The following is a 22697-nucleotide window of genomic DNA, read 5'->3' as shown; positions in this document are numbered from 1 at the left end:
TCAGGGGCGTGCGGCGCGCCAGGCGCGCCGCAGCGCCTGCTGGCTGGCCGGCGGCAGCACGCCGAGTCGCACCCGCCCCGGCAGCCCGAACGATGCCATGTCGCGCAGCTTGATGCCTGCCTGCCTGAGCGCCGCGATGCGCGCCGGCGTGGGGGCGACATTCGGCTCGGCACCGAAGAAATTGGCCACGCTCGGCAGGCAGCGCCAGCCCAGCCAGTCGCACAGCGCCAGTTGCTCGGCCTTCCATGCGCGGAGCATGACGAGGCTCCCGGCCAGCCACTGCTGCGCCGCCTCGCCGGTCCAGGCCTCGAGCAAGGCCACGCCGTGCGCGCCCAGCGGCCAGGAAGGCGCGAGCCGGGCGAGGCGCGCCGGCATGTCCTGCGCCGCCAGCGGGGCGATCGCATAGGCCGCCCGGACGCCCGTCAGGCCCAGTGCCTTGTTGGGGGTCCAGAGCTGCCAGACGCGGTTGCGCTGCTCGCCGGACAGGGCCAGCACGCCCTCGAGGCGAAGCGGTTCGTAGGCGAGATCGAGCACGCAGGTCGAGCCGGCGCTCAACCGGTCCACCGATTGCGCCAGGTTCACCTGCGGCTGGCCCAGCGGGCTGCCGGGGTCGCAGCACCAGACCAGGTCAGCCGCGCCGCCGGCGGTCGCGGGCTGGAAATGCCAGGCCCTGGCGGCGCGCAGGTAGTCGCCGTAGCCGTGCGGCGGCAACTGGACCCGCCCGCCGCCGCCCTGCGACACGGCCGCCGTGACCCGGCCGATGAATTCGCTGGCACTCGCGGCGATCACGATCCTTCGCGCATCGACGCCATGAAAGCTCGCCAGCCGCTCGCGCAAGCCCAGGTAGTGCGGATCGGGATAGCGGCCGGCGTCCGCCGCCTGCAGCGCCTGCAGCGCCGCAGGGCACGGTCCGCTGGCATTGCCGTTGGTCGAGAAGTCGTGCGGCGCTGCGCCTTGGGCATCGGGCCCGCCATGCATCAGTTCGAAGATCTGGGAGGCGTTCATTGGAACGCCGTCGTCAGGCCGGCCCATGCAGCCGTCCCGCAGAGGCCCGCCAGCAGGACCGCGCGCGCGGCCCAGCGCGCCGCTTGCGCGGTGTCGGCGGCGCAAGCCGTTCGGCCCTGTGCGTTCAGTTCATAGATGCCGGGCTTGGCGAGGCGCACGCCCAGGCGCAGCGCCATCGCGGCCATGGGCCAGCCGCTGTTGGGCGACGCGGTCCGGCGCGCTTCGCGAAACACCGCCCTCACCACGCCGTCCGGCCCGTTGCCGGGCGAGCAGCACAGCAGCAGCAACGCCGTCAGTCGAGCGGGCAGCCACGACAGCAGGTCGTCGGCACGCGCCGCCCACTTGCCGGCCCACTCCCACTGCCGGCCTTCGCGCTCGCCGCGGTAGCCCCACATCGCGTCCGCGGTGTTGGCGAAGCGATAGAGCGCCGCGCCCGGCAAGCCGAGCAGCGCGAACCAGAACAGCGGCGCCACCAGCGAATCGTTGAGATTCTCGGCCAGCGATTCGATCGCGCTTTCGCGCACCTGGACCGCGTTCAGCGCCGACACGTCGCGGCTCACCAGCCTGGCCAGCCGCGTTCGGCCTTCGTCAAGCGAGCGGCCCAGCGCCGCCTCGACCGCCAGCACCTCGTCGCGCAGCATGCGCCAGGCGAGCAGCGGCTTGAGGGCGATGCCGGTCAGCAGGATGCCCGCCCAGATCGGCACCCGGCTCGCAGCCGCCGCGACCGCACAGGCTGCTGCGACGACCACCGCGGCGCCGACGCACCAGGCGATCGCACCGCCGGCAAAGCCTGCGAGCTTTCGCACCGGCGCACCGGCCGGCGAAGCGATGCACCGACCGATCCACCCCAGGTAGCGCCCGATCCAGACCACCGGGTGCCAGCGAGCAGGCGGCTCGCCGAGCCAGCGGTCGATCGCGAGTGCCAGCCAGAGGGCTCCGACCGCGCTCAATCCTCGATGCCCCGCTGCGCGGGGATTCCGGCCTTGAACGCATGCTTGACCATCAGCATCTCGGTCACGGTGTCGGCCAGCGCAATGATCTCGGGCGGGCAGCGGCGTCCGGTCAGCACCACGTGCACCTCCTTCGGCCGCATCCGCAAAGTCTCCAGCACGCCGTCGAGCGGCAGCCAGCCGTAGATCAACGGGTAGGTGATCTCATCCAGCACGACGAGGAAATGCTCGCCCGAGGCAATCGCAGCGCGCGCCCTCTCCCAGCCATCGCGCGCCAGCTGCGCCGAATGCGCCAGGTCCTGGCTCTTCCAGCTGAAGCCATCGCCCAGGCCTTCGATCGGAATGCCGAGCTGCTCGAACATCCGGTGCTCGCCGAAGCGCGCCGACGGCACCTTCATGAACTGGTAGATCTTCACGGCCTTGCCGCGGCCATGGGCCCGCAAAGCCAGGCCGAAGGCGGCCGTGCTCTTGCCCTTGCCATCGCCGGTGTTGACGATCACGAGACCGCGGCGCTCGCCCTCGGGCTTCTCGTACGGCTTCTCACTGGGCGGGGATTCGATGTGCATTGCGTTTCCTGCTGTGGTTCTCTTCTCTAATGCGGCACGGCCAGCCACTGGCCGGCCACGTGGTGAAGGGCGACACGATGGTCGAACACGGCCTCGAGCGCGCGATGGGTCGCGGCATCGCCGCAGGCGCCGTGGTGCAGCACCCGGCCTCCGGCCATCACGACCATGGCGTCGGCGGCGAGCGCGGCATTCAGCTCGTGCAGCACGCTGACCACGGTGCGGCCTTCGTCCACCAGCGCGCGCACCGTCCGCATCCAGTCGGCCTGGTGCGGCGGATCGAGGTTGGCGAGCGGCTCGTCCATCAGCAGCAGTTCGGCCTCGACCGCCAGCGCGCGCGCCAGCAGCACCCGCTGCCGCTCGCCGCCCGACAACTGGCCGAGTGGCCGGTCGCGCCATTCCCAGGCCTGGGTGCTGCGCAGCGCGCGCTCGACGGCCGCGCAATCGGCCTCGCTGGGCGCGGCCAGCCAGCGCTGGTGCGGCAGGCGGCCGAGCATCGCGACGTCGTAGACCATCAGGTCGTCGGCGCTGCCTTCGCCCGCCCCACCCTGGCCCAGCCAGGACAGCCGCCGCGCACGCGAACGTCCGGACAGCGTATTCAGCCGCTGCCCCTGCATCAGCACTTCGCCGCCATGCGCCAGCAGGCCGGCGAGCACCTTGAGCAGGGTCGACTTGCCGGCGCCGTTGGGTCCGACGATGCTGGTCCAGCGCCCTGCCGCCAGCGACAGATCGATGCCATGCAGCACCTCTGCGATGCCCAGCCGAGCCGTGACGCCGCGTGCTTCCAGCGCGGCCCGGTCCATCGCGGCCATCGGGCGGCTCACAACCCACCCCGCGCGCTGCGCCGGTGCATCAGCCACAGCAGGTAGCTGCCCCCGAGCACCGCGGTCAGCACGCCGACCGGCAGTTCCTGCGGCGCGACCAGCCAGCGTGCCAGCAGGTCGGCGGCCATCAGCAGCAGGCCGCCCATCGCGGTCGACAGCACGATCAGCCGCGCATGCGTGGTCTTCACCACCGATCGCACCAGATGCGGCGCCGCCAGACCGACGAAGGCGATCAGCCCGGTCTGCGCCACCGCGGCGCCGGTCGCCAGCGCCAGCACCGCGACCAGCGCGGCGCGCATCGCGCCCAGCGGCAGGCCGAGGCTGGCCGCCGTCGACTCGCCGAGCGCCAGGCCGTCGAGCACCGGCGCCAACGCCCAGGCGAGCAGCAGGCAGACCGCGCCGACCCCGCCCATGACGGCGCACGCGCCCCAGCCGACCAGGCCCGTGCTGCCAAGCATGAAGCCCTGGATGGCCTGGAGGATGTCGGTCGAGGCGATGGTCAGCAGGTCCTTGGCGGCGCCGAGCACGACGCCGACGATCACGCCCGCCAGCAGCAGCCTCAGTGTCTGCTGCACGCCGCGCGCCAGCAGCAAGGTCAGCAGCACCGCCAGAACGGCGCCGAGGAAGGCCGCTCCCGTGAGCCCGAGCCGCACCACCCACTGCGTGCTGGTCGGCGACAAGCCGAACAGCCAGAGCGCCAGCGCAACGCCGAGCGAGGCACCCGAGGCGCTGCCGAGCAGATAGGGATCGGCCAGCGGATTGCGGAACAGCCCCTGTGCGACCGCACCCGCCAGCCCCAGCAGCGCGCCCGCGACCCAGGCGCCGAGCGTGCGCGGCAGACGGATGTCGCGCACGATCTGCAGCGCCACGGGATCGACGGCCGCCGCCAGCAGGTTCTCGAAACCCGTGCTGCCGATGCCGGCGCCCAGCGCCAGCAGCGCCACGCCCGCCAGCAGCAGCGCAATGCCCAGCAGCAGTGCGCGACGATGCTCGCCCTTCACCGGCGCTCCTGCAGGCACTCGGCCATCAGGCGCGCCGCTTCCCCCATGCGCGGCCCGGGCCGGACCAGCACATCGGATTGCTCGGCCGTGAAGCGGCAGATGCGGCCCTCGCGCACGGCCTTGATGCGACCCCAGCCCGGCCGCTGCTCCAGCCCCTGGGCGCTGCGTTCGCCGACCATGATCAGGTCGGGATCGGCGCGCACCACGAACTCGGGATTGAGCTTCGGGAACGGACCCAGCGAGGGCGGCACGATGTTCTTCGCCCCGAGCCGCGTGAGAGTCTCGCCGATGAAGGACGCCTCGCCGGCCGCATAGGGAGCGCTGTTGACCTCGAAATACACGCGCGTGCGCTTCACGCTCTCGGGCAGCGACTGCGCCGCCGCCGACACGCTGGCGTCGATCTCGCGCCAAACCGCCCGCGGATCGCCTGCGCCCAGCACCTGGCCCAGCGCATCGAGCACGCGCCGGACATCGGCATGGTTCTTCGGCTCGAGCACCACCACCTTGAGCCCGAGCGCCTCGAGCCGGTCAGTGACGCGCGACGACTTCGCGAGCAGCACCACGTCGGGCTTGAGCGCGACGATGGCCTCGACGTTCGGGTCGATGCCGCCGCCGACCTGCGGCAGCCCCCGCACCGAAGCCGGCCAGTTCGAATAGCGGTCGACGCCGACCAGCCGGTCGCAGGCGCCGAGCGCGCAGACCGATTCGGTCAACGACGGCAGCAGGGTCACGATGCGCTGCGGCGGCTTCGGCAGCTCGACGCCGACGCCGCGTTCGTCGGTCACGACGATCGCCTGGGCAGCCAGCCCCAGCGCGCACAGGCAGGCGGCGAGCCACAGCCGGGCAAGGCCCCTCATGAGGCGTCCTTGATGCTCAGCGGCAGCCCGGCCGCCATCAGCGTGACGCGCTCGCAGGCCGCGGCGACCTGCTGGTTCAGCAAGCCCAGCGCGTCGACGAAGGCGCGGACCTCGCGGCCCAGCGGGATCACGCCGAGGCCGATCTCGTTGCCGACCAGCACCAGCGGCCCGGGCGCCTCATCGATCGCGCACAGCAACTCGGCGACCGCGCGATCGACCGGCAAGGGCGCGCGCGGCGCCCCGAAGGGCATCATCAGGTTGGTCAGCCACAAGGTCAGGCAATCGACCAGCACCAGCGTGCCGGGACCGCCGCGTTCGCGGATCGCCTGCGCCAGCGCCACCGGCTCCTCGACCGTGACCAGGGCAGGCACCCGCGCCGCCCGGTCCTCGCGGTGCCGGGTGACGCGCGCCAGCATCTCCTCGTCCAGGGCCCGCGCCGTGGCGACCAGCACCGCGCGGTGCGAGCAAGAGCGCGCCAGCCACGCCGCGGCCAGCTGCTCGCCGCGGCGCGACTTGCCGCTCTTCTGTCCCCCGAGGATCAGTTCGCGGCGGGCGATGCTCACTTCTTCGGTTGCCACCGCAGGGTCAGGTAGGCGCCGAATCCGGCCTGGTTGTAGCCAAAGGCCGTTTCGTAGTGTTCATCGGTCAGGTTGGTGATGCGGCCCTGCACCGTCCAGTCCTTGGCAAAGCGATAGTCCACATAGAGATCGATCGTGGTGTAGGAGGCGAGTGTGCGCGTATTGGCCGCGTCGTCAAAGCGGCTGCCCACGCTGAGCGCCGAGGCGCCGAGCTTCCAGGGTCCCGTGCTGTAGTCGATCGCCAGCGTCGCCTGGTCCTTCGCCCGGCGCGGCAGTTGCTTGCCAGTGACCTCGTTGCGCGGATCGAGCGAGTCGTAGCTTGCGTGCAATCCCAGCCCGTCGAACTGGCCGTCGTAGCTCAGCGTGCCGCCGGTGATGCGCGCCTCGGGAATGTTCTGCGGCAGCGTGGTGCTGGTGATGAAGCCCTGGATCTTGTTGTCGTAGCCCACCAGCTTGACGGTATGGGCACCCTGGGTCCAGGTGATGCTGGCATCGGTGTTCTTGCCCTCCTCGGGCTGCAGCGCCGGATTGCCGAAGCCCGGGTAGTAGAGCTGGTTGAACGAAGGTGCCGCGAAGCTGGTGCCCTGCGACAGGCTGACCCGCCAGTTCGGCGTGATGCGGTAGGCGTAGCCGGCGAACCAGGTGTCGTTGTCGCCGAACTGCGAATTGCTGTCGTGCCGCGCATTGACCTGCCAGCTGTGGGCGCCGGCATTGCCGTTCAGGCCGACGAAGCCGGAGTCGATGGTGCGATCGGTCACGGTGTACCGGGTGTCGCTGTTGACGTCCTGCTCGCGGCGCTCGAGGCCGGCCACCACGGTGCCGATCGAGGTCACGATGTCGTTCTGCCAGAGGTACTGGTTCTGCGTCGTGTCGAACAGGCCCGGCAAGTTGAACGGTGCCGCCACGATGGCGCGGCTGTAGTCCTCGCTGCGCGAGTATTGCAGCTGGGTGGTCCAATTCGACAGCACCCGGCCGGTGACACCGACATAGCCGTTCTCGGTCCGAAGGATGCCGCGCGTGTCGCGCCCCGGGCCGTCGTCGTAGTGGTTCAGGCCATCGGCATAGAGCATGCCGGCGTCGACCTTCCAGTCCGGATTGAACTGGTAGCCGAACGAGGCGTTGGCACCGGTCTGCGAGAACGGATCGCGGTCGGGGTTGAAGTTGCCGAACTGCACGTTGCGGTTGGTGGACGAGAAGCTGTCGACCAGGGTCCGCGTGAGGTCGAGCGAGTAGGTCGCCGCCCCCGAGGCGCCGCTGAAGCCGCCGGTGATCTGCTTGTAGTTGTCGCTGCCGATGGTGGTCGAGGCGCGCGGGTTGAATATCGTCTCGCCCGGCGCCGCCTTGCGCGTGAAGATCTGCACCACGCCGCCGACGCCGTCGCTGCCGTAGAGCGCCGAGGCCGGTCCCTTGACCACTTCGATGCGGTCGATCAGCTCGACCGGGATGTTGTCCCAGACCGGCGTGCCGAGGGTCGCCGAGCCGTAGCGCACGCCGTCGATCAGGAGGATGGTGTGGCGCGCTTCGGCGCCGCGGATGTAGACGCTGCTGCCCTTGCCCAGGCCGCCGGTGGCCGAGATCTGGACCCCGGCCATGCGGGCCAGGATTTCTGGCAGCGTGCGGCTCGCCTGCTGCTCGATCTGGGCCCGCTCGATGACCACCGTGTCCGACACCAGTTCGTCGGCACGGGTGGCGACGCGCGTGGCGGTCACCACCATTTCGTGCAGCGCAGGCGCGGCGGCCTCCTGGGCCAAGGCCGGTGCGGGCAGCCCGGCAACGCCGGCCATCAGGGAAGCGACCGCCAGCGAGACGGCATGGGCGCGCGGACGCGGCCACGGTGAAGCGCTGCGGGACACGCGCGTGGAAGAAACGCAGATTTTCATGGGAGCGACAAAGATCAATGCCCTTCGCCGGCTTCCCCGCCGGCGCTTGGACGTCATGGCCACCGTCATGCTTCTAGCCATGCGGCGGCCGCCTCGTTGGCCGGTATCCGGGCTGGCGGCACAACCCTCGCCGCCTTCCCAGGCACCTGTTTCAGGGCGCCCAGTGGCTGATTGACGAGGGCGGCATCCGAGGATGCCGGCTGCTTGACCGTTGCGGGGGCAGCGCAGGTTGAACCGGCCCGATGGGCTTCGCCTCCTGCTTCCCGTTGAACTGCGACGCGTGAACCGCGGCGCGAGCACCAACGCGCGGAATTGTAGGGTTTGTTGGCATAGGCCTTCCGGACTGCGATGAAAACGCAGCAGCGCCGGAAACTACAATCGCCCTCCATGCCTGCACCGAGCCGTATTGACCAGATCGCCGAGCGCGTCGAACGCCTGCTCGTGCGCCATGAGGAAGTACAGCGCACCAATGCGCTGCTCCAGGACCAGGTCGACGCGCTCACGCGCGAACGCGACACCCTCAAATCGCGGCTTGCCGCGGCGCGCACGCGGCTCGATGCCCTGCTCGACCAACTGCCCGCCGATCCCGGCCAAGACGCCAGCGCTCCCTGATGAAACAAATAGAAGTCCAGATCATGGGCCAGAGCTACCTGCTCGGCTGCCCCGAAGGCGGCGAAGCGCAACTGCGCGAAGCGGTCGAACGCGTCGATGCCGCGATGTGCAAGATCCGCGACGCCGGCAAGGTCAAGGCGCGCGACCGGATCGCGGTGCTGGCCTCGTTGAACCTGGCCTTCGACCTGGTGCAGCGCGAAGCCGCGCCGGCGCCGGCGCCTGCTGCAGCCCCTGACGCCACCGAAGAGGACGCCCGCGCCGCGCAACTGGTCCAGCGCCTCGACCAGGCCCTCGCTGGCGACGGACATTTGCTCTAGAACCATCTTGCCCCCAGGTCGGGCAGCGCGATTGAAAAGATTGCAGGTCCGCAGCACCGGCAGCGGGCGTAAAATACGCATCGTCTGCGGTGCGAAGCTGGGCTTTATATTTCCTTGTACCAATGCTCTACGGAGCGGGGCTTGGAACATCGCTTGGCGGGTGTGATCATCTCGCGTCAGATGAACCCGAAGCCTTGCTGACCTCGCCCACCTGAACCCTGGTTCAGGATGCGGGTCCGGCTCACACTCGCAGACACCTTTTCGATGACAGCCACGGCACCCGCGACGGGTGCCGTGGCTTTTTTCTGGAACCGTGCCAATGATGATCGAAATCCTGCTGATCGCCGAACTCGCCCTGCTCGGTGTCGGCACCGGATTCCTTGCCGGCCTGCTCGGCATCGGCGGCGGCATGCTGATGGTGCCGTTCATCACGATCATCCTCGGCCACCGCGGCGTCGCCGCCGACCTGTCGGTCAAGATGGCGATCGCGACCTCGATGGCGACCATCATCTTCACCTCGATCTCGAGCGTGCGGGCCCATCACAAGCGGGGCGCCGTGCGCTGGGACATCGTCAAGCGGCTGGCGCCCGGCATCGTAGCCGGCAGCCTGCTGGGCAGCCTGGGCGTCTTCAGCCTGCTCAAGGGCAGCGCGCTGGCGATCTTCTTCGCCCTCTTCGTCGGCTTCTCGGCCACCCGGATGTTCCTCGACAAGAAGCCCAAGCCGACGCGCCAGATGCCGGGCACCGCAGGCCAGTTCGGCGCCGGCGGCGCGATCGGTTTCATCTCCGGCCTGGTCGGCGCCGGCGGCGGCTTCATCAGCGTGCCCTTCATGACCTGGTGCAACGTCGCGATCCACAATGCGGTCGCCACCAGCGCCGCACTGGGCTTCCCGATCGCGGTCGCCAACGTGGTCGGCTACGTGGCCAGCGGCCACTCGGTGCAAGACCTGCCGGCAGGCTCCTTCGGCTACATCTGGCTGCCGGCGCTGGCCGTGATCGCCATCTGCAGCTTCGCCGTGGCGCCGTTGGGCGCGCGGGCCGCACACAAGCTGCCGGTCGGCAAGCTCAAGCGCGTGTTCGCGAGCATCCTCTACCTGCTGGCAGCCTACATGCTCTGGAAGGGGCTGCACGGCTGAGGTCGGCCGGCCGCGCATTCCCCCACGCTTGACCGGAATCAAGCCAGGCCGCGCGGCCCTTGTATTAAGCTCGTGCGGTCCAACCACAGGAGCATTCATGTTCAAGCGAATCCTGGTCGCCACCGACGGCTCCCCGCTCTCGAAGAAGGCCGTGGAGAGCGCCATCGCACTGGCCGCACGGAGCGGCGCCGAGTTGCTGGCGCTGACCGTGGTTCCGCGCTATCCGACCAACTACTTCGACGGCGCCGCGGTCTTCACGCCCGAAGACATCGGGCGCATCGAAAGGCAGTGGGCAGAATCGGCGCAAGCCACGCTCGACGAGATCGCCAAGCTGGCCGAGGCCAGCGGTGTCCGGATCCAGACCACGACGGTCAGCGGCGACCTGGTGGGCGAGGCGATCATCGCGGCCGCGAAGAAGCACGGCAGCGACACGATCGTGATGGCCTCGCACGGCCGCCGGGGCATCAGGCGCCTGCTGCTGGGCAGCGAGACCCAGCATGTGCTCACTCACTCGGACCTGCCGGTCTTGGTGCTGCGCTGAGTCCGGTTTATAAACGCCGCACGCGGTGCCTTCACCGCGCATCGAGAATCAATGAAAGAGGCCACGCATGAAGATCCTGATCGCCGTTGACGGCAGCGACCACACAACGAAGGCGCTGGACTACCTGGCGAAGCATCGCAACATGTTCATCGATGGCAACGAACTGGTGGTGGTGCATGTCTGCATCGGCGTGCCGGGCCATGTCACGCGCCACCTGAGCAAGGAAATCGTGCGCGACTACTACGCCGAGGAAACGGCCAAGGTCGTCGAGCCGGTCAAGGCCACGCTGGCGAGCTGCGGCATCACCAACTACACGGTCGACCAGCGCCACGGCCACGCTGCCGAAGAAATCCTCAAGGCCGCCAATGCCTGCGGCGCCGAACTGATCGTGATGGGCACGCACGGCCATGGCCTGCTGGGCCGGGCGCTGATGGGATCGGTCGCGACCAAGGTGGTGTCCGAGACCGACATCTCGGTGCTGCTGGTCCAGTAGGCGGGCCGGGCCGCTCCCGAGGCGGCACCCTTCTTCACCCCTCGCGCGCGAACAGCCCCTTGTGCTGCTCCCGCAGCAGCGCCTTCTGCACCTTCCCCATCGCGTTGCGCGGCAGCTCGGGCACCACGAAGCAGCGCTTCGGGATCTTGAAGTTGGCGAGCTTCGCCTTGAGCTCGGCAATGATCGCGTCGCCGTCGATCGAGGCACCGGCGCGGGCCGTCACGATGGCCACGCCGACCTCCCCGAAGTCGGCGTGCGGCACGCCGACGATGGCGCTCTCGGCCACCCCGGCCAGTTCGTTGATGTAGCCCTCGACCTCGGCCGGATAGACGTTGTAGCCGCCGCTGATGATCAGGTCCTTGCTGCGCCCGACGATCGTGACATAGCCCAGGCCGTCGACTTTGCCGACGTCGCCGGTCCTGAAGTAGCCGTCGGCCGTGAACTCTTCCCGGGTCTTCTCCGGCATCCGCCAATAGCCGGCGAACACGTTCGGGCCGCCGACCTCGATGTGGCCGATCTCGTCGGTCGGGCACGGCTCGCCGGCATCGTCGCGCACCCGCAGGCGCACGCCCGGCAAGGGGAAGCCGACCGTGCCGCCACGGCGCTCGCCCTGCAGCGGGCTGTAGGGGTTGGAAGTCAGCATGGCCGTCTCGCTCATGCCGTAGCGCTCGAGAATGGTGTGGCCGGTGCGCTCGCGCCAGGCATTGAAGGTGTCGATCAGGAGCGGCGCCGAACCGGAGATGAAGACCCGCATGTCGCGGCAGGCCTTCTTCGTCAGTCCGCGCTCGGCCAGCATGCGCACGTAAAGGGTCGGCACGCCCATGAAGACGGTCGCCTCGGGCAGTCGGGCGACGACGCGCGCAGGGTCGAAGCGGTTGAGCCAGATCATCTTGCTGCCGCTGATCAGCGCGCCGTGGATCGCGACGAAGAGCCCGTGCACATGGAAGATCGGCAGCGCGTGGATCAGCACATCGCCGCTGCGCCAGCCCCAGTAGTCCTTCAGCACCTCGGCGTTCGACGACAGGTTGCGATGCGTCAACATCGCGCCCTTGCTGCGGCCGGTGGTGCCGCTGGTGTAGAGGATGGCGGCGAGATCGTCCTCGCTCTTCAGGGCGACATCGTGCCGGTCGCTGCAGCGGGCGGCCGCCTCGAGCAGCGTGCCGCTGCGGTCGTCGTCGAGCGTGAAGAGATGGCGGGTGCCCGCGGCGGTCGCGATCGGGCCGACCCACGAGGCGTTGGCGCTGCTGCAGACCACCACGGCCGGTTCGGCGTTGCCGATGAAGTACGCGATCTCGGCGCCCCGGTAGGCGGTGTTGAGCGGCAGGAAGACATAGCCCGCGCGCAAGGTCGCCAGGTACAGCATCATGGCCTCGACCGACTTCTCGACCTGGACCGCGATGCGGGCGCCCTTCTCGAGGCCCAGCGCCTCCAGCAGGTTGGCGATCATCGCGCTGGCGCGATCGAGGTCGCGCCACGAATAGAACAGGCCGTCGTCGGTCTCGACCGCGATGGCATCGAGATCGGAAGGGAAAGCCGCGCGCAGCACGGCGAAGAGATTGGCGTTGGGAGTGTCGGTCATGGGGATCTCAAAAGACGGGCGGCCGCTTGGCGAGGAAGGCGGCGATGCCTTCGCGATGCTCGGCGGAGTCGGCGTAATCGTAGGCGCCGGCGATCAGCGGCGCGACCGCCTGCTGCGCGCCGGCCTGCCGCAGCGCGGCGAAGGTCGCCTTGTTGAGGCGCGCGGCCGCTGGCGCCAGCGTCGCGATGCGCCGGGCATGCGCCAGCACCTCCGCTGCCAGTTCGGCGTCAGGCAGCACGCGCAGCAGGAAGCCGGTGTCGCAGAGGCGCTGCGCCCCGTGGACGCCGGCCGCCAGCAGCATGTCGCGCGCCAGCACGTCGCCGATCGCGCCCTGCACCAGCGCTGCCTCGCGCGGCGCCATCGGGAAGCCGAGCTTGGCGATCGGTGCGCCGAACCTCGCCGACGCAGCGGCCAGGCGGATGTCGCAGCAGCTCGCGATTTCGAGTCCGGCACCCATGCAGGCGCCCTCGATGCGGGCCAGCAGCGGCAGTTCGCAAGCCAGCATCGCTGCCAGCGCGGCCCAGACCTCGTCCTCGTGGAACGCACGCAGGCTGGCGGCGTCGAAGCGGAAGGACGGGTATTCCGAGATGTCGCCGCCGGCGCAGAAGGCGCCGCCCTCGCCGCCGACGACGACACAGCGCAGCGCCGGCACGTGGCCCAGCCGCTCGAAGACGGCTCGCAGTTCGCGCCACATGCCGCGCGTCATCGCGTTCAGCCGGCCGGGGTTCTGCAGGGTCACGAAGGCCAGCGGCCCCTCGATGCGCAAACCGATCGACGCCGTCATTCGAGCCCCCACGCTCGGCACTTCGTGTCCTCGCTGCCCCCCGAGGGGGCGCGAGCTTGCTTGGGGCGGCCCGGCACGGCGCTCATTCGAGCCCCCACGCTCGGCACTTCGTGTCCTCGCTGCCCCCCGAGGGGGCGCGAGCTTGCTTGGGGCGGCCCGGCACGGCGCTCATTCGAGCTTGGCCCCCGAGGCCTTGACCACCGCGGCCCAGCGCTTGATCTCCGAATTCACGAAGGCGCCATAGGCGGCCTGGGTGAGGTTCGGGATCTCCGAGCCATTGTTGGCCCAGATCGCCTTCAGCTCGTCGGTGGCGAGCGCCTTCTTCATGTCGTCGACGATCCTCGCCTGCACGTCGGCGGGTGTGCCCTTGGGCGCCCAGAGGCCGTACCAGGTCGTCACGGTGTAGTCGGGCAAGCCCACCTCGGCCGCGCAGGGGACGTCCGGGAAGGCCGCATTGCGCTTGCCGCCGGCGACCATCAGCGCCTTGATCCGGCCGGCCTTGATGTGCTGGGCCGACGAGCCGAGCCCGTCGAACATGACGTCGACGTTGCCGGCGATCAGGTCCTGCAGCGCCGGCCCGGCGCCGCGGTAGGGAATGTGCGTGATGTAGGTGCCGGTCTGCAGCTTGAACAGCTCGCCGGCCAGATGGTGCGAGGTGCCGGCGCCGGCCGATGCGTAGTTGAGCTTGCCCGGGTTCTGCTTGGCGTTGGCGACGAAGGCCTTGAGCGTCGCCTCGGTGATCCGCTTCGGGTTCACCACCACGACCTGCGGCACGTTGGCCAGCAGCAGCAGCGGCACGAAGTCCTTCTCGAGGTCGTAGTCGAGCCTCGGATAGATCGACGGCGCGATCGCGTGATGCACCGCGCCCATGAAGAGCGTGTAGCCGTCCGGCGCCGCCTTGGCGGCGATGCTGGCGCCGAGGGTGCCGCCGGCGCCGCCGCGGTTGTCGATCACCAGCGTCTGCCCGGTGAGCCTGCTGAACTGCGCCGACAGCGGCCGCGCGAAAGCGTCGGTGCCGCCACCGGCCGGGAACGGAACGACCATCGTCACCGGCCGGGTCGGCCAGTTCGATTGCGCCCGCGCGCTGCCCGCGAGAACGGCAGCGCTCGCTGCCGCCAGGCGCAGCACGTCGCGCCGTTGAAAACCTGGACCCATCGCTTGTCTCCTGTACTTGTCTGGCAGTCTTGCGCCGGGGCCTGCTGCGCGCCGATTCGGAACGGCCCCTTTTTTTTCTCAGCCCTTGAGGAACAGGTCGTCAATACCGCCCGAGACCGCCACCCTGCCCTGCGCGAGCAGGGTGCGGTGCTTGTCGAGCCGCTTGAGATCGTAGAGGTAGTTGACCATCAGGCCGTAGGACTGCCTGAGCCCCTTCGGCGACGGATCGCCGGCCCAGTTGAGACGCTCCACCCGCGCCCCGTTGCCGAGATGGAAGCGCGCCACCGGATCGACCGGCTTGCCGTCGACCGTGGCGCGGCCGAGGTACTCGGCGGCCGCATTCAACAGCAGCTGGCGCACCGGCGACCTGGCGTCGAGCGCGTTCGCGTCGTCGGCGGCGGCGAGGAAGCGCTCGGCCGTCGGCGGCAGCGAGCCGATGCCGAGGCCCAGCTCGGCCGCGCGCTTCTCGTCGAGCCGCTCGAGCAGCTCGGCGGCGTGCTTCGCCAGCCAGCCGCGAAAGCCCGGGATCGGCGACAAGGTCGCGAAGGTCTTCAGCCGTGGCAGTTCCTCCTGCAGCGTCTCGACCACGCGCTTGATCAGCGAGTCGCCGAAGCTGACGCCCCGCAATCCGGTCTGCGTGTTGCTGATCGAGTAGAAGATCGCGGTCGTCGCCTTGTCCGGCCTGACCAGCGCCGCGGCCTCGTCGAGCAGCGGCACGATGCCCTCGCTGATGCGGTCGACCAGCGCCACCTCGACGAAGATCAGCGGCGTATTGGGCAACCGCGGATGGAAGAAGCCATAGCAGCGGCGGTCGCTGTCGAGCCGGTTCTTGACGTCGGCCCAGCTCTTGATGTCGTGCACCGCCTCGTACTGGATCAGCTTCTCGATCAGCGAGGCCGGCGAGTCCCAGCTGATGCGCCGCAGGTCGAGGAAGGCCATGTCGAACCAGGTCGAGAACAGGTGCTCGAGCTCGGCGTCGAGCGGCAGCAGCCGGCGGTCGCCCTTCAGGTGCGGCAGCAGCTCGGCGCGCAGGTCGACCAGGAAGCGCATGCCGTCGGCGTCGATCGCGAAGCGCTGCAGCAGCCGCGCGCGCGGCGAGGCCAGCGCGCGCCGCAACCCGATCTCGGCCTGGCCCTCGTCCGGCGTGCCGACCGCCGCCTCGTGCCGGTCGCGGGCGCTGTTGAGCTTTTGCACGTCGGGCGCGAAACGTTCGCTCATGAGCAGCCAGATGTCGCGCCGTTGGTCGAGTTCGCGGGCGCCATACCACTGCACCACCGCGTGCGCGCGGCGCCCGGCCTCGACCTCGCTGATACGGGGATCGAGCACCGCCTGCAGTTCGACCAGTGCACGCCGCAGCGCGCGCGGTGCCAGCGCCTCGCCCGGTCGGCGCAGCGTGGCCTCGAGCCGCTCGGCGAGCGGGCGCGGGCCCGCCGCGCCCTTCTTCGCCCGGGTGGCATCGGCGGCCGGGTTCGCGCCGTCGGGCGAATGTCCCGGACGCAGCAGCGAGACGCCGCGCGTGATCCAGTCGCCGGCATTCATGAGATCAGCTTCGCCTTCTGTTGCAGCGCGACTGCCCGCAGGGCCTCGCGCTGGCGGTTCAGGTGGGTGCGCATCGCCGCCTCGGCGCCGTCGCTGTCGCGCGCCTTGAGCGCGGCGAACACCGCGAGATGCTCGGACAGGCTCTGCTCGAGCCGTCCCGGCGCATGCAGCTGCTGCTGCCGCGCCAGCCTGAGGATCTTGCGCAGGTCGCCGATCACCTGCGCCAGCCAGCGATTGTCGGCCAGCATGATGATCGCCTCGTGAATCGCGAAGTTGGTCGCGTAGTAGTCGTTGATGCGCCGGGTCCGCGCATGCCTGGCGAGCCGGTCGTGCAGCGCCTCGAGCGCTTCGAGGTCGGCATCGCTGGCGTTGCGCGCGGCCTCCCAGGCGCAGCGGCCTTCGAGCAGCGCGATCACCGGGAAGATCTCGTCGAGGTCGCGCTGCGTGACCTCGGCGACGAAGCAGCCCCGGCGCGGCTCGTGCCGCAGCAGCCCCTCGGCCGTCAGCACCTTCAGCGCCTCGCGCAAGGGCGTGCGCGAGATCTGCAGCCGGTCGCAGACCGCGGCCTCGTCGATGAAGGCGCCCGGCGCCAGCACGCCGCCGAAGATCTCTTCGCGCAGCGTGGCGGCGACTTCATGGTGCAAGGAGTTCTGGACCAGGCGCATGTTCCGGTTGTCGTAATTACGCGTAATTATGGGAACTCGCCGACTTGCGCGCAATGCCGCCCGGGGTCGGTGGATTCCCGGGCGCTGCCGGGATGCGGCCGATCAACCGCGCACCGCGCCGGCCGCCGCCGCAGGCCGCGCGCTGGCATAGAGCCAGAGGCCGAAGGCGATCATCGGCACGCAGAGCCACTGGCCCATGCTCATGTTGAGCGCCAGCAGGCCCAGGAAGTCGTCGGGCTCGCGGAAGTACTCGGCGATGAAGCGCATCAGGCCGTAGCCGATCAGGAACACCGCCGAGACGCGCCGTTCGCCGCGGTCCTTGCGCGCGTAGAGCCACAGCAGCGCGAACAGCAGCAGGCCCTCGAGCAGGAACTGGTAGACCTGCGAGGGATGGCGCGGCAGCATCGAGCCGCTTTGCGGAAACACCATGCCCCAGGGCAGGTCCGGGCTGCTGAAGCGGCCCCAGAGTTCGCCGTTGATGAAATTGCCGACTCGTCCCGCGGCCAGCCCAGTCGGCACGCAGGGGGCGACGAAATCCATCACCTGCCAGAACGGCCGGGCGCGCGAACGCGCGAACCACACCATCGAGGCGATCACGCCGAGCAGCCCGCCATGGAAGCTCATGCCGCCCTGCCAGACGAACAAGATCTCGAGCGGATGCGTGAGGTAGTAACCCGGCTTGTAGAACAGGCAGTAGCCCAGCCGGCCACCGACGATGACGCCCATCACACCCAGGAACAGGATGTCTTCCACATCCTTGCGGGTCCAGGCGCCCGGGCCGGTGACCGAACGGAAGGGTTCGTGCCGAAGGCGGCGGGTGCCGAGGAAATAGAACAGTGCGAAGGCGGCCAGATAGGTCAGGCCATACCAGTGGATGGCGACCGGGCCGAGCTGCAGCGCGATGGGGTTGATCTGCGGGTACATGAGCATGGGGAGATTGTGCCGCCCCGCGCCGCGGTCCCGAATGCGAACGCTTCTGATACCCACAACCATGCAGACTGCCGGCACGGGGTCATCGACCCCGCCGCCGCCCCATCGCCGCGATACTCCTGGGTTCCAAGAACAACAAGGCACAGGCTCATGCAGGGAAATCCTCAAGTCATCGACTACTTCAAGCAACTGGTTCGCGGCGAACTCGCCGCCCGCGACCAGTACTTCATCCATTCGCGCATCTACGAGGACCAGGGCTTCGGCAGGCTGTACACGCGGCTCGACCACGAGATGCAGGAGGAAACCCAGCACGCCGACGTACTGATCCGGCGCATCCTGATGCTCGGCGGCCTGCCCGACATGCGGCCGAAGGAATTCACGCCCGGCCTGAGCGTGGCCGAGATGTTGCGGAAGGACCTGGCGACCGAGTACGAGGTGCGCGAGGCGCTGCAGCAGGGCATCGCGCTGTGCGAAAGCGCCGGCGACTACGTCAGCCGCGACCTGCTGCTGGCCCAGTTGAAGGACACCGAAGAAGACCATGCCTATTGGCTCGAAAAGCAGCTCGGCCTGATCGACAAGCTCGGCCTCGAAAACTACCTCCAGTCCCAATCGGAAGCCTGAGGGCGCTCAGCCGCCCTCCTCCATGCGCTCGCGCACGAAGGCGACGAAGCGGTCCAGCGCCGGATGGGCCTCGTCCTCTTGCCAGACCAGGCTGGTTTCGCACAGCGGCACGGCAGGCGGCCGCTTCCTGCCGCGCGCACCCGCGGCGTCGGGCGTGCGATAGACCACGCCGGTGCGGCGGAACTGCATCACGCTCTCGGGCGCCCAGGCCAGGCCGAGCCCTGCCGACACCAGGTTGACGATGGTCTGCATCTGGATCGCCTCCTGCGCCACGACCGGCAGTCGGCCCGCCGCGTGGTAGAGCCCGAAGACCGCGTCGTGCAGCGAGGGCGCGATGCGGCGCGGGAAGATCACCAGCGGCTCGCCGAGCACCGCCTCCCACGGCAACTGCGCTGCAGCGGCCAGCGGGTGGTGCTCGGGCAGTGCCAGCACCAGCGGCTCGACCGCCACCCGCAGGTGGCTGAGGCCCGGTGGCGCGAAGCCCGGCGAATGCAGCATCAGGCCGGCGTCGATGGCACCGCGCTCCAGGTCCCGCAGCTGCACGTCGCCGGTGGCCTCGACCAGTTCCAGCACCACCTGGGGACTGTGTTCGCGGAACGCCCGCACCCAGCCCGGCAGCTGGTCGAAGCCGATGGTCGAGACGAAGGCCAGCCGCACCCGGCCGACCTCGCCGGCCGCCGCCGCGCGGGCCCGCGCCGGTAGCGCCTGCGCGCGCGCCAGCAGTTCGCGCACCTCGGGCAGCAGCGCCTCGCCGGCCGCCGTCAGCGCCACCCGGCGCCGCGTGCGGTCGAACAGCAGCACCCCGAGCGTCTTCTCGAGCTGGGCGATGGCCTGCGTGACCGGCGGCTGCGTCATGTGCAGGCGCACGGCGGCCCGGCCGAAATGAAGCTCTTCGGCGACGGCCACGAACTGGCGCCAGGCGCGCAGGTCGATCAGCGTTTCTTTCATATGCCAAGCATATCAATAGCACCGAAAAATAGGATTGGAAGCAATCAATCAATCGTCCGATACTTGGCGTCCCCCGATCACGAACGCGAGAAGCACGATGGACACGAAACCGATCAAGATCAACCGCCGCAGCGCCAACATCGTCGAAGGCAAGAGCCGGGCGCCGAACCGCTCGATGTTCTATGCCATGGGCTACCAGGAAGGCGATTTCAAGAAGCCGATGGTCGGCGTCGCCAACGGCCACAGCACCATCACGCCCTGCAACTCGGGCCTGCAGAGGCTGGCCGATGCGGCCATCGAGGGCATCGAGGAAGCCGGCGGCAACGCGCAGGTCTTCGGCACCCCGACCATCTCCGACGGCATGGCGATGGGCACCGAGGGCATGAAGTACTCGCTGGTCAGCCGCGAAGTGATTTCCGACTGCATCGAGACCTGCGTCGGCGGCCAGTGGATGGACGGCGTGCTGGTGGTCGGCGGCTGCGACAAGAACATGCCCGGCGGCCTGATGGGCATGCTGCGCGCCAATGTGCCGGCGATCTACGTCTACGGCGGCACCATCCTGCCAGGCCGGTACAAGGGCCAGGACCTGAACATCGTGAGCGTGTTCGAGGCGGTCGGCCAGAATGCCGCCGGCAACCTGAGCGACGAGGACCTGCGCGAGATCGAAATGCGCGCGATCCCGGGCACCGGCTCCTGCGGCGGCATGTACACGGCCAACACCATGAGCTCGGCCTTCGAGGCGCTCGGCATCTCGCTGCCCTACTCCTCGACCATGGCGAACCCGCACGAGGAAAAGGCCAACTCGGCCAAGGAATCGGCCAAGGTGCTGATCGAGGCGATCAAGAAGGACATCAAGCCGCGCGACATCGTGACCAAGAAGGCGATCGAGAACGCGGTGGCCGTCATCATGGCCACCGGCGGCTCGACCAACGCGGTGCTGCACTTCCTGGCCATCGCCCATGCGGCCGGCGTGGACTGGTCGATCGATGACTTCGAGCGCATGCGCAAGAAGGTGCCGGTGCTGTGCGACCTGAAGCCCAGCGGCAAGTACCTGGCGGTCGACCTGCACCAGGCCGGCGGCATCCCGCAGGTCATGAAGGTGCTGCTCAACGCCGGCCTGCTGCACGGCGACTGCCTCACGATCAGCGGCCAGACCATCGCCGAAGTGCTGAAGGACGTGCCCGACCAGCCTGCTGCCTCCCAGGACGTGATCCGCCCGATCGGCCATCCGATGTACGCCGAAGGCCACCTCGCGATCCTCAAGGGCAACCTCTCGCCCGAAGGCGCGGTGGCCAAGATCACCGGCCTCAAGAACCCGGTCATCACCGGCCCGGCGCGCGTCTTCGACGACGAGCAGTCGGCGCTGCAGGCGATCCTCGACGGCAAGATCAAGGCCGGCGACGTGATGGTGCTGCGCTACCTCGGCCCCAAGGGCGGCCCGGGCATGCCCGAGATGCTGGCACCTACGGGCGCGCTGATTGGCGCCGGCCTTGGCGAGAGCGTCGGCCTGATCACCGATGGCCGCTTCTCGGGCGGAACCTGGGGCATGGTGGTCGGCCACGTGGCACCCGAGGCGGCGGCCGGCGGCACCATCGCCTTCGTCAACGAGGGCGACTCGATCACGATCGATGCGCACGAACTGAAGCTCGAGCTCAATGTGCCCGAGGCCGAGATCGCCAGGCGCCGCGAAGGCTGGAAGGCGCCTGCCCCACGCTACACGCGCGGCGTGCAGGCGAAATTCGCGTTCAATGCGTCAAGCGCAAGCTCCGGCGCCGTCCTCGACAAGTATTGAGCTCGCCCCCAGGTTGCCCCGCACTTCGTGTCGGGGCGCCCACCCCCTGCCGGGGGGCAACACCAGCGGCCCGGCAAAGCCGGTTCCGCGGTGGCGCTGTTGCTCGCCCCCAGGTTGCCCCGCACTTCGTGTCGGGGCGCCCACCCCCTGCCGGGGGCAACACCAGCGGCCCGGCAAAGCCGGTTCCGCGGTGTTTCTGGTGAAGAGCGCGTTGGAAGCGCCGCTGCGGCTCAGCGCCGCTTTCGGTTTGACCGGCTGTTGAGCATGCCGAGGTTGCTGCGCTGCCGATCGATCCGGTCCTGGCGGCGCTGGTTCTCCTTCTCGACCACCTTGCGCTTGGTGTAGCCGGACGCATCGGCCCAGGCCCACCACACGACCGCCAGTGCGAACGGGATCAACACGACCCACCAGCTCCAGGCGGCGACGAAGCCGATCTCGAAAAACTTGAGAGCCACACCGAACAGGCCCAGCAACAGAAACCACATCGCGAACTTCTCCGTTGAGTGAGAGCGCGCCGGGCGAAGCGGTGCACCGCCCTGCCTACAATCGCGTTGGATCGACTTTAACGCACCCACGCATCGGCAACCCCATGAATAAATCGCTTCTGGTCGTTGCGGCCAGCTTCCTCTGCGCCGCGCCTGCCCTGGCCGACCTGGCCCTGGCGACGTCCAAGAACTGCATGAGCTGCCACGCGGTAGACCGCAAGGTGCTGGGGCCGTCCTTCAAGGACGTGGCCGCGAAGTACAAGGACAGCAAGGGCGCGGCCGACATGCTGGCAGCCAAGATCGTGAAGGGCGGCTCGGGCGTCTGGGGGCCGGTGCCGATGCCGGCCAACAACCAGGTCAACGAAGCGGATGCCAAGAAGCTCGCGGCCTGGGTCCTGTCGACCAAGTAGCCGAACCGCCAGCGGGCATCAACTCAGACCGGCGCCAGGGCCGCCCCAAGGCGGTCTGCGCCCCTCGGGGGCAGCGAGTACACGGAGTGACGAGCGTGGGGGCTCTCAGACGGCAGGCGGCATGCCGGCGGCGGCCGGCAGCGCGGCCGTGCGGCGATCGAAGCGGTCCTCGAGCTGGCCGATGTGGGCCGCGATGGTGTTGTCGGTCTGCTCGGCGCGCGACCGCGCCGTGGCTTCGAGCTGCTCGATGCGCGCCAACAGCGCCGCGTGGCGCTCGGCATTGCGCGCCGCATGGGCGTTTTCCTGGGTCTCCAGGAAGTTGCGCAGCTCGGTGAAGCGCGAGGCCTCGGCCTTGTCCGCGAGATCGCGCTGGGCCTGCATCTCCTTGGTGTGCCGACGGGTCTCGAACAGAATCGAGCTCTGCAGGTAGACCACGTAGGCAACGAAGAAGATGCCCAGCAGTGCGGTCAGCCCGAGCATGATCAGCCCGAAGGGCGCTGTCACCTGCATGAAGCCGATCGACATCAGCGTCGGCGAGGCCAGCAGGCTCCAGTTCAAGGCCGCCAGTGCCGCGATCAGCAGCACCACGACCAGCAATACAGCAGTTCTCAATCCCATTTTTCTTTTCCCTGAAGTTGATTGGACTGCCGCTGCGCGACCGGCACGAGGCGCTCAATAGGCCTGGCCGAGCTGCTCCAGAATGGCCGGATTCTCGAGCGTCGAGGTGTCCTGGGTGATGGCCTCGCCCTTGGCGAGACTGCGCAGCAGCCGACGCATGATCTTACCGCTGCGTGTCTTCGGAAGATTCTCTCCGAAGCGGATATCTTTCGGTTTTGCAATGGGGCCGATCTCCTTCGCCACCCAATTGCGCAGCTCGGCCGCGATCTTGCGCGCTTCCTCGTCGCTGGCCGGGCGGCCGCGCTTCAGGACGACGAAGGCGCAGACCGCCTCGCCGGTCAGGTCGTCGGGCCGGCCCACCACCGCCGCCTCGGCCACCAGGTCGGTCTTGGCCACCAGCGCCGATTCGATCTCC

The 22697-nt window shown here is 69.2% G+C and carries 26 protein-coding genes and 1 riboswitch; of the genes, 8 read left to right on the top strand and 18 right to left on the bottom strand.

Annotation, left to right across the window (positions count from 1 at the left end; genetic code table 11):
* From AC1DYD_RS32275 to AC1DYD_RS32240, 8 genes are read right to left on the bottom strand one after another with little or no spacing between them, the layout of a single operon-like run.
* Entirely contained in the window at positions 1-1005 is a 1005-nt protein-coding gene (locus AC1DYD_RS32275; protein WP_478176818.1) for an aminotransferase class I/II-fold pyridoxal phosphate-dependent enzyme, read from the bottom strand.
* Positions 1002-1955: an adenosylcobinamide-phosphate synthase CbiB gene (gene cbiB, locus AC1DYD_RS32270; RefSeq protein ID WP_478176817.1), complete on the bottom strand. Its 954-nt coding sequence runs from the start codon at positions 1953-1955 to the stop codon at positions 1002-1004. The genes AC1DYD_RS32275 and cbiB overlap by 4 nt, the downstream gene beginning before the upstream one ends.
* A complete protein-coding gene (gene cobO, locus AC1DYD_RS32265) occupies positions 1952-2521 on the bottom strand; it encodes a cob(I)yrinic acid a,c-diamide adenosyltransferase (protein WP_478176816.1) in 570 nt (189 codons plus the stop codon). The genes cbiB and cobO overlap by 4 nt, the downstream gene beginning before the upstream one ends.
* A 26-nt stretch (positions 2522-2547) precedes the next feature.
* Positions 2548-3321, bottom strand: coding sequence for an ABC transporter ATP-binding protein (locus AC1DYD_RS32260; protein WP_478176840.1), 774 nt, complete (start codon positions 3319-3321; stop codon positions 2548-2550).
* Between the two features lie 17 nt (positions 3322-3338).
* Complete coding sequence (locus tag AC1DYD_RS32255; RefSeq protein ID WP_478176815.1) at positions 3339-4343, bottom strand: FecCD family ABC transporter permease; 1005 nt, start codon at positions 4341-4343, stop codon at positions 3339-3341.
* Positions 4340-5200, bottom strand: a complete 861-nt coding sequence (locus tag AC1DYD_RS32250; protein WP_478176814.1) for an ABC transporter substrate-binding protein — start codon at positions 5198-5200, stop codon at positions 4340-4342. Before AC1DYD_RS32250 ends, AC1DYD_RS32255 begins: the two co-directional genes overlap by 4 nt.
* Entirely contained in the window at positions 5197-5763 is a 567-nt protein-coding gene (locus AC1DYD_RS32245) for a bifunctional adenosylcobinamide kinase/adenosylcobinamide-phosphate guanylyltransferase (RefSeq protein WP_478176813.1), read from the bottom strand. Before AC1DYD_RS32245 ends, AC1DYD_RS32250 begins: the two co-directional genes overlap by 4 nt.
* Positions 5760-7658: a TonB-dependent receptor domain-containing protein gene (locus tag AC1DYD_RS32240; protein ID WP_478176812.1), complete on the bottom strand. Its 1899-nt coding sequence runs from the start codon at positions 7656-7658 to the stop codon at positions 5760-5762. Before AC1DYD_RS32240 ends, AC1DYD_RS32245 begins: the two co-directional genes overlap by 4 nt.
* An 81-nt stretch (positions 7659-7739) precedes the next feature.
* Positions 7740-7976: riboswitch (cobalamin riboswitch) on the bottom strand.
* Positions 7977-8045: 69 nt separating this feature from the next.
* On the opposite strand from AC1DYD_RS32240, the gene AC1DYD_RS32235 reads away from it, so the two are divergent.
* The 5 genes from AC1DYD_RS32235 (at position 8046) to AC1DYD_RS32215 (ending at position 10756) form a co-directional block, all read left to right on the top strand.
* Positions 8046-8270 (top strand): DUF904 domain-containing protein, encoded by a 225-nt coding sequence (locus AC1DYD_RS32235; RefSeq protein ID WP_286367563.1) that lies wholly within the window; start codon positions 8046-8048, stop codon positions 8268-8270.
* A complete protein-coding gene (locus AC1DYD_RS32230; protein ID WP_478176811.1) occupies positions 8270-8587 on the top strand; it encodes a cell division protein ZapA in 318 nt (105 codons plus the stop codon). Before AC1DYD_RS32235 ends, AC1DYD_RS32230 begins: the two co-directional genes overlap by 1 nt.
* A gap of 319 nt (positions 8588-8906) precedes the next feature.
* Positions 8907-9722, top strand: coding sequence for a sulfite exporter TauE/SafE family protein (locus AC1DYD_RS32225; protein WP_478176810.1), 816 nt, complete (start codon positions 8907-8909; stop codon positions 9720-9722).
* A gap of 97 nt (positions 9723-9819) precedes the next feature.
* Positions 9820-10263: a universal stress protein gene (locus tag AC1DYD_RS32220; RefSeq protein WP_478176809.1), complete on the top strand. Its 444-nt coding sequence runs from the start codon at positions 9820-9822 to the stop codon at positions 10261-10263.
* A 67-nt stretch (positions 10264-10330) separates the two neighbouring features.
* Positions 10331-10756: a universal stress protein gene (locus AC1DYD_RS32215; RefSeq protein ID WP_478176808.1), complete on the top strand. Its 426-nt coding sequence runs from the start codon at positions 10331-10333 to the stop codon at positions 10754-10756.
* A gap of 34 nt (positions 10757-10790) precedes the next feature.
* Here the strand turns inward: AC1DYD_RS32215 and AC1DYD_RS32210 are convergent, their stop codons facing one another.
* From AC1DYD_RS32210 to lgt, 6 genes are all read right to left on the bottom strand, one after another.
* Positions 10791-12335: a malonate--CoA ligase gene (locus AC1DYD_RS32210; RefSeq protein ID WP_478176807.1), complete on the bottom strand. Its 1545-nt coding sequence runs from the start codon at positions 12333-12335 to the stop codon at positions 10791-10793.
* A 7-nt stretch (positions 12336-12342) separates the two neighbouring features.
* Entirely contained in the window at positions 12343-13119 is a 777-nt protein-coding gene (locus tag AC1DYD_RS32205) for an enoyl-CoA hydratase/isomerase family protein (protein WP_478176806.1), read from the bottom strand.
* A 168-nt stretch (positions 13120-13287) separates the two neighbouring features.
* Complete coding sequence (locus AC1DYD_RS32200; RefSeq protein ID WP_478176805.1) at positions 13288-14274, bottom strand: Bug family tripartite tricarboxylate transporter substrate binding protein; 987 nt, start codon at positions 14272-14274, stop codon at positions 13288-13290.
* A 78-nt stretch (positions 14275-14352) separates the two neighbouring features.
* Complete coding sequence (locus AC1DYD_RS32195; protein WP_478176804.1) at positions 14353-15813, bottom strand: malonyl-CoA decarboxylase; 1461 nt, start codon at positions 15811-15813, stop codon at positions 14353-14355.
* Positions 15810-16478, bottom strand: a complete 669-nt coding sequence (locus AC1DYD_RS32190) for a GntR family transcriptional regulator (protein ID WP_478176803.1) — start codon at positions 16476-16478, stop codon at positions 15810-15812. The genes AC1DYD_RS32195 and AC1DYD_RS32190 overlap by 4 nt, the downstream gene beginning before the upstream one ends.
* Positions 16479-16580: 102 nt before the next feature.
* Positions 16581-17408 (bottom strand): prolipoprotein diacylglyceryl transferase, encoded by an 828-nt coding sequence (lgt, locus tag AC1DYD_RS32185; protein ID WP_478176802.1) that lies wholly within the window; start codon positions 17406-17408, stop codon positions 16581-16583.
* 150 nt (positions 17409-17558) lie between these two features.
* Here lgt and bfr point away from each other — a divergent pair, with 150 nt between their 5' ends.
* Positions 17559-18029, top strand: a complete 471-nt coding sequence (gene bfr / locus AC1DYD_RS32180; protein ID WP_478176801.1) for a bacterioferritin — start codon at positions 17559-17561, stop codon at positions 18027-18029.
* Positions 18030-18035: 6 nt separating this feature from the next.
* On the opposite strand, the gene AC1DYD_RS32175 is transcribed toward bfr, so the two are convergent.
* Positions 18036-18977, bottom strand: coding sequence for a LysR family transcriptional regulator (locus tag AC1DYD_RS32175; RefSeq protein WP_478176800.1), 942 nt, complete (start codon positions 18975-18977; stop codon positions 18036-18038).
* A 97-nt stretch (positions 18978-19074) separates the two neighbouring features.
* On the opposite strand from AC1DYD_RS32175, the gene ilvD reads away from it, so the two are divergent.
* Entirely contained in the window at positions 19075-20769 is a 1695-nt protein-coding gene (gene ilvD / locus AC1DYD_RS32170; RefSeq protein ID WP_478176799.1) for a dihydroxy-acid dehydratase, read from the top strand.
* Between the two features lie 230 nt (positions 20770-20999).
* On the opposite strand, the gene AC1DYD_RS32165 is transcribed toward ilvD, so the two are convergent.
* On the bottom strand, positions 21000-21254 hold the full coding sequence (locus AC1DYD_RS32165; RefSeq protein WP_478176798.1) for a TIGR04438 family Trp-rich protein: 255 nt from the start codon (positions 21252-21254) through the stop codon (positions 21000-21002).
* Between the two features lie 104 nt (positions 21255-21358).
* Between AC1DYD_RS32165 and AC1DYD_RS32160 the strand changes: the two genes are divergently transcribed.
* Entirely contained in the window at positions 21359-21664 is a 306-nt protein-coding gene (locus tag AC1DYD_RS32160) for a c-type cytochrome (protein ID WP_478176797.1), read from the top strand.
* Between the two features lie 105 nt (positions 21665-21769).
* Here AC1DYD_RS32160 and AC1DYD_RS32155 read toward each other — a convergent pair whose 3' ends face one another.
* Together AC1DYD_RS32155 and AC1DYD_RS32150 are read right to left on the bottom strand one after the other, a co-directional pair.
* Positions 21770-22282 carry a LapA family protein gene (locus AC1DYD_RS32155; RefSeq protein WP_478176796.1) on the bottom strand — a complete coding sequence of 171 codons (513 nt, stop codon included), beginning with the start codon at positions 22280-22282 and terminating at the stop codon, positions 21770-21772.
* A gap of 54 nt (positions 22283-22336) precedes the next feature.
* On the bottom strand, positions 22337-22697 hold a 361-nt coding region (locus tag AC1DYD_RS32150), incomplete at its 5' end, for an AMP-binding enzyme (RefSeq protein ID WP_478176795.1).

It is taken from the genome of Variovorax sp. P4_B11 (assembly GCF_056402355.1).
This window is presented reverse-complemented; position numbering and strand designations above follow the sequence as displayed.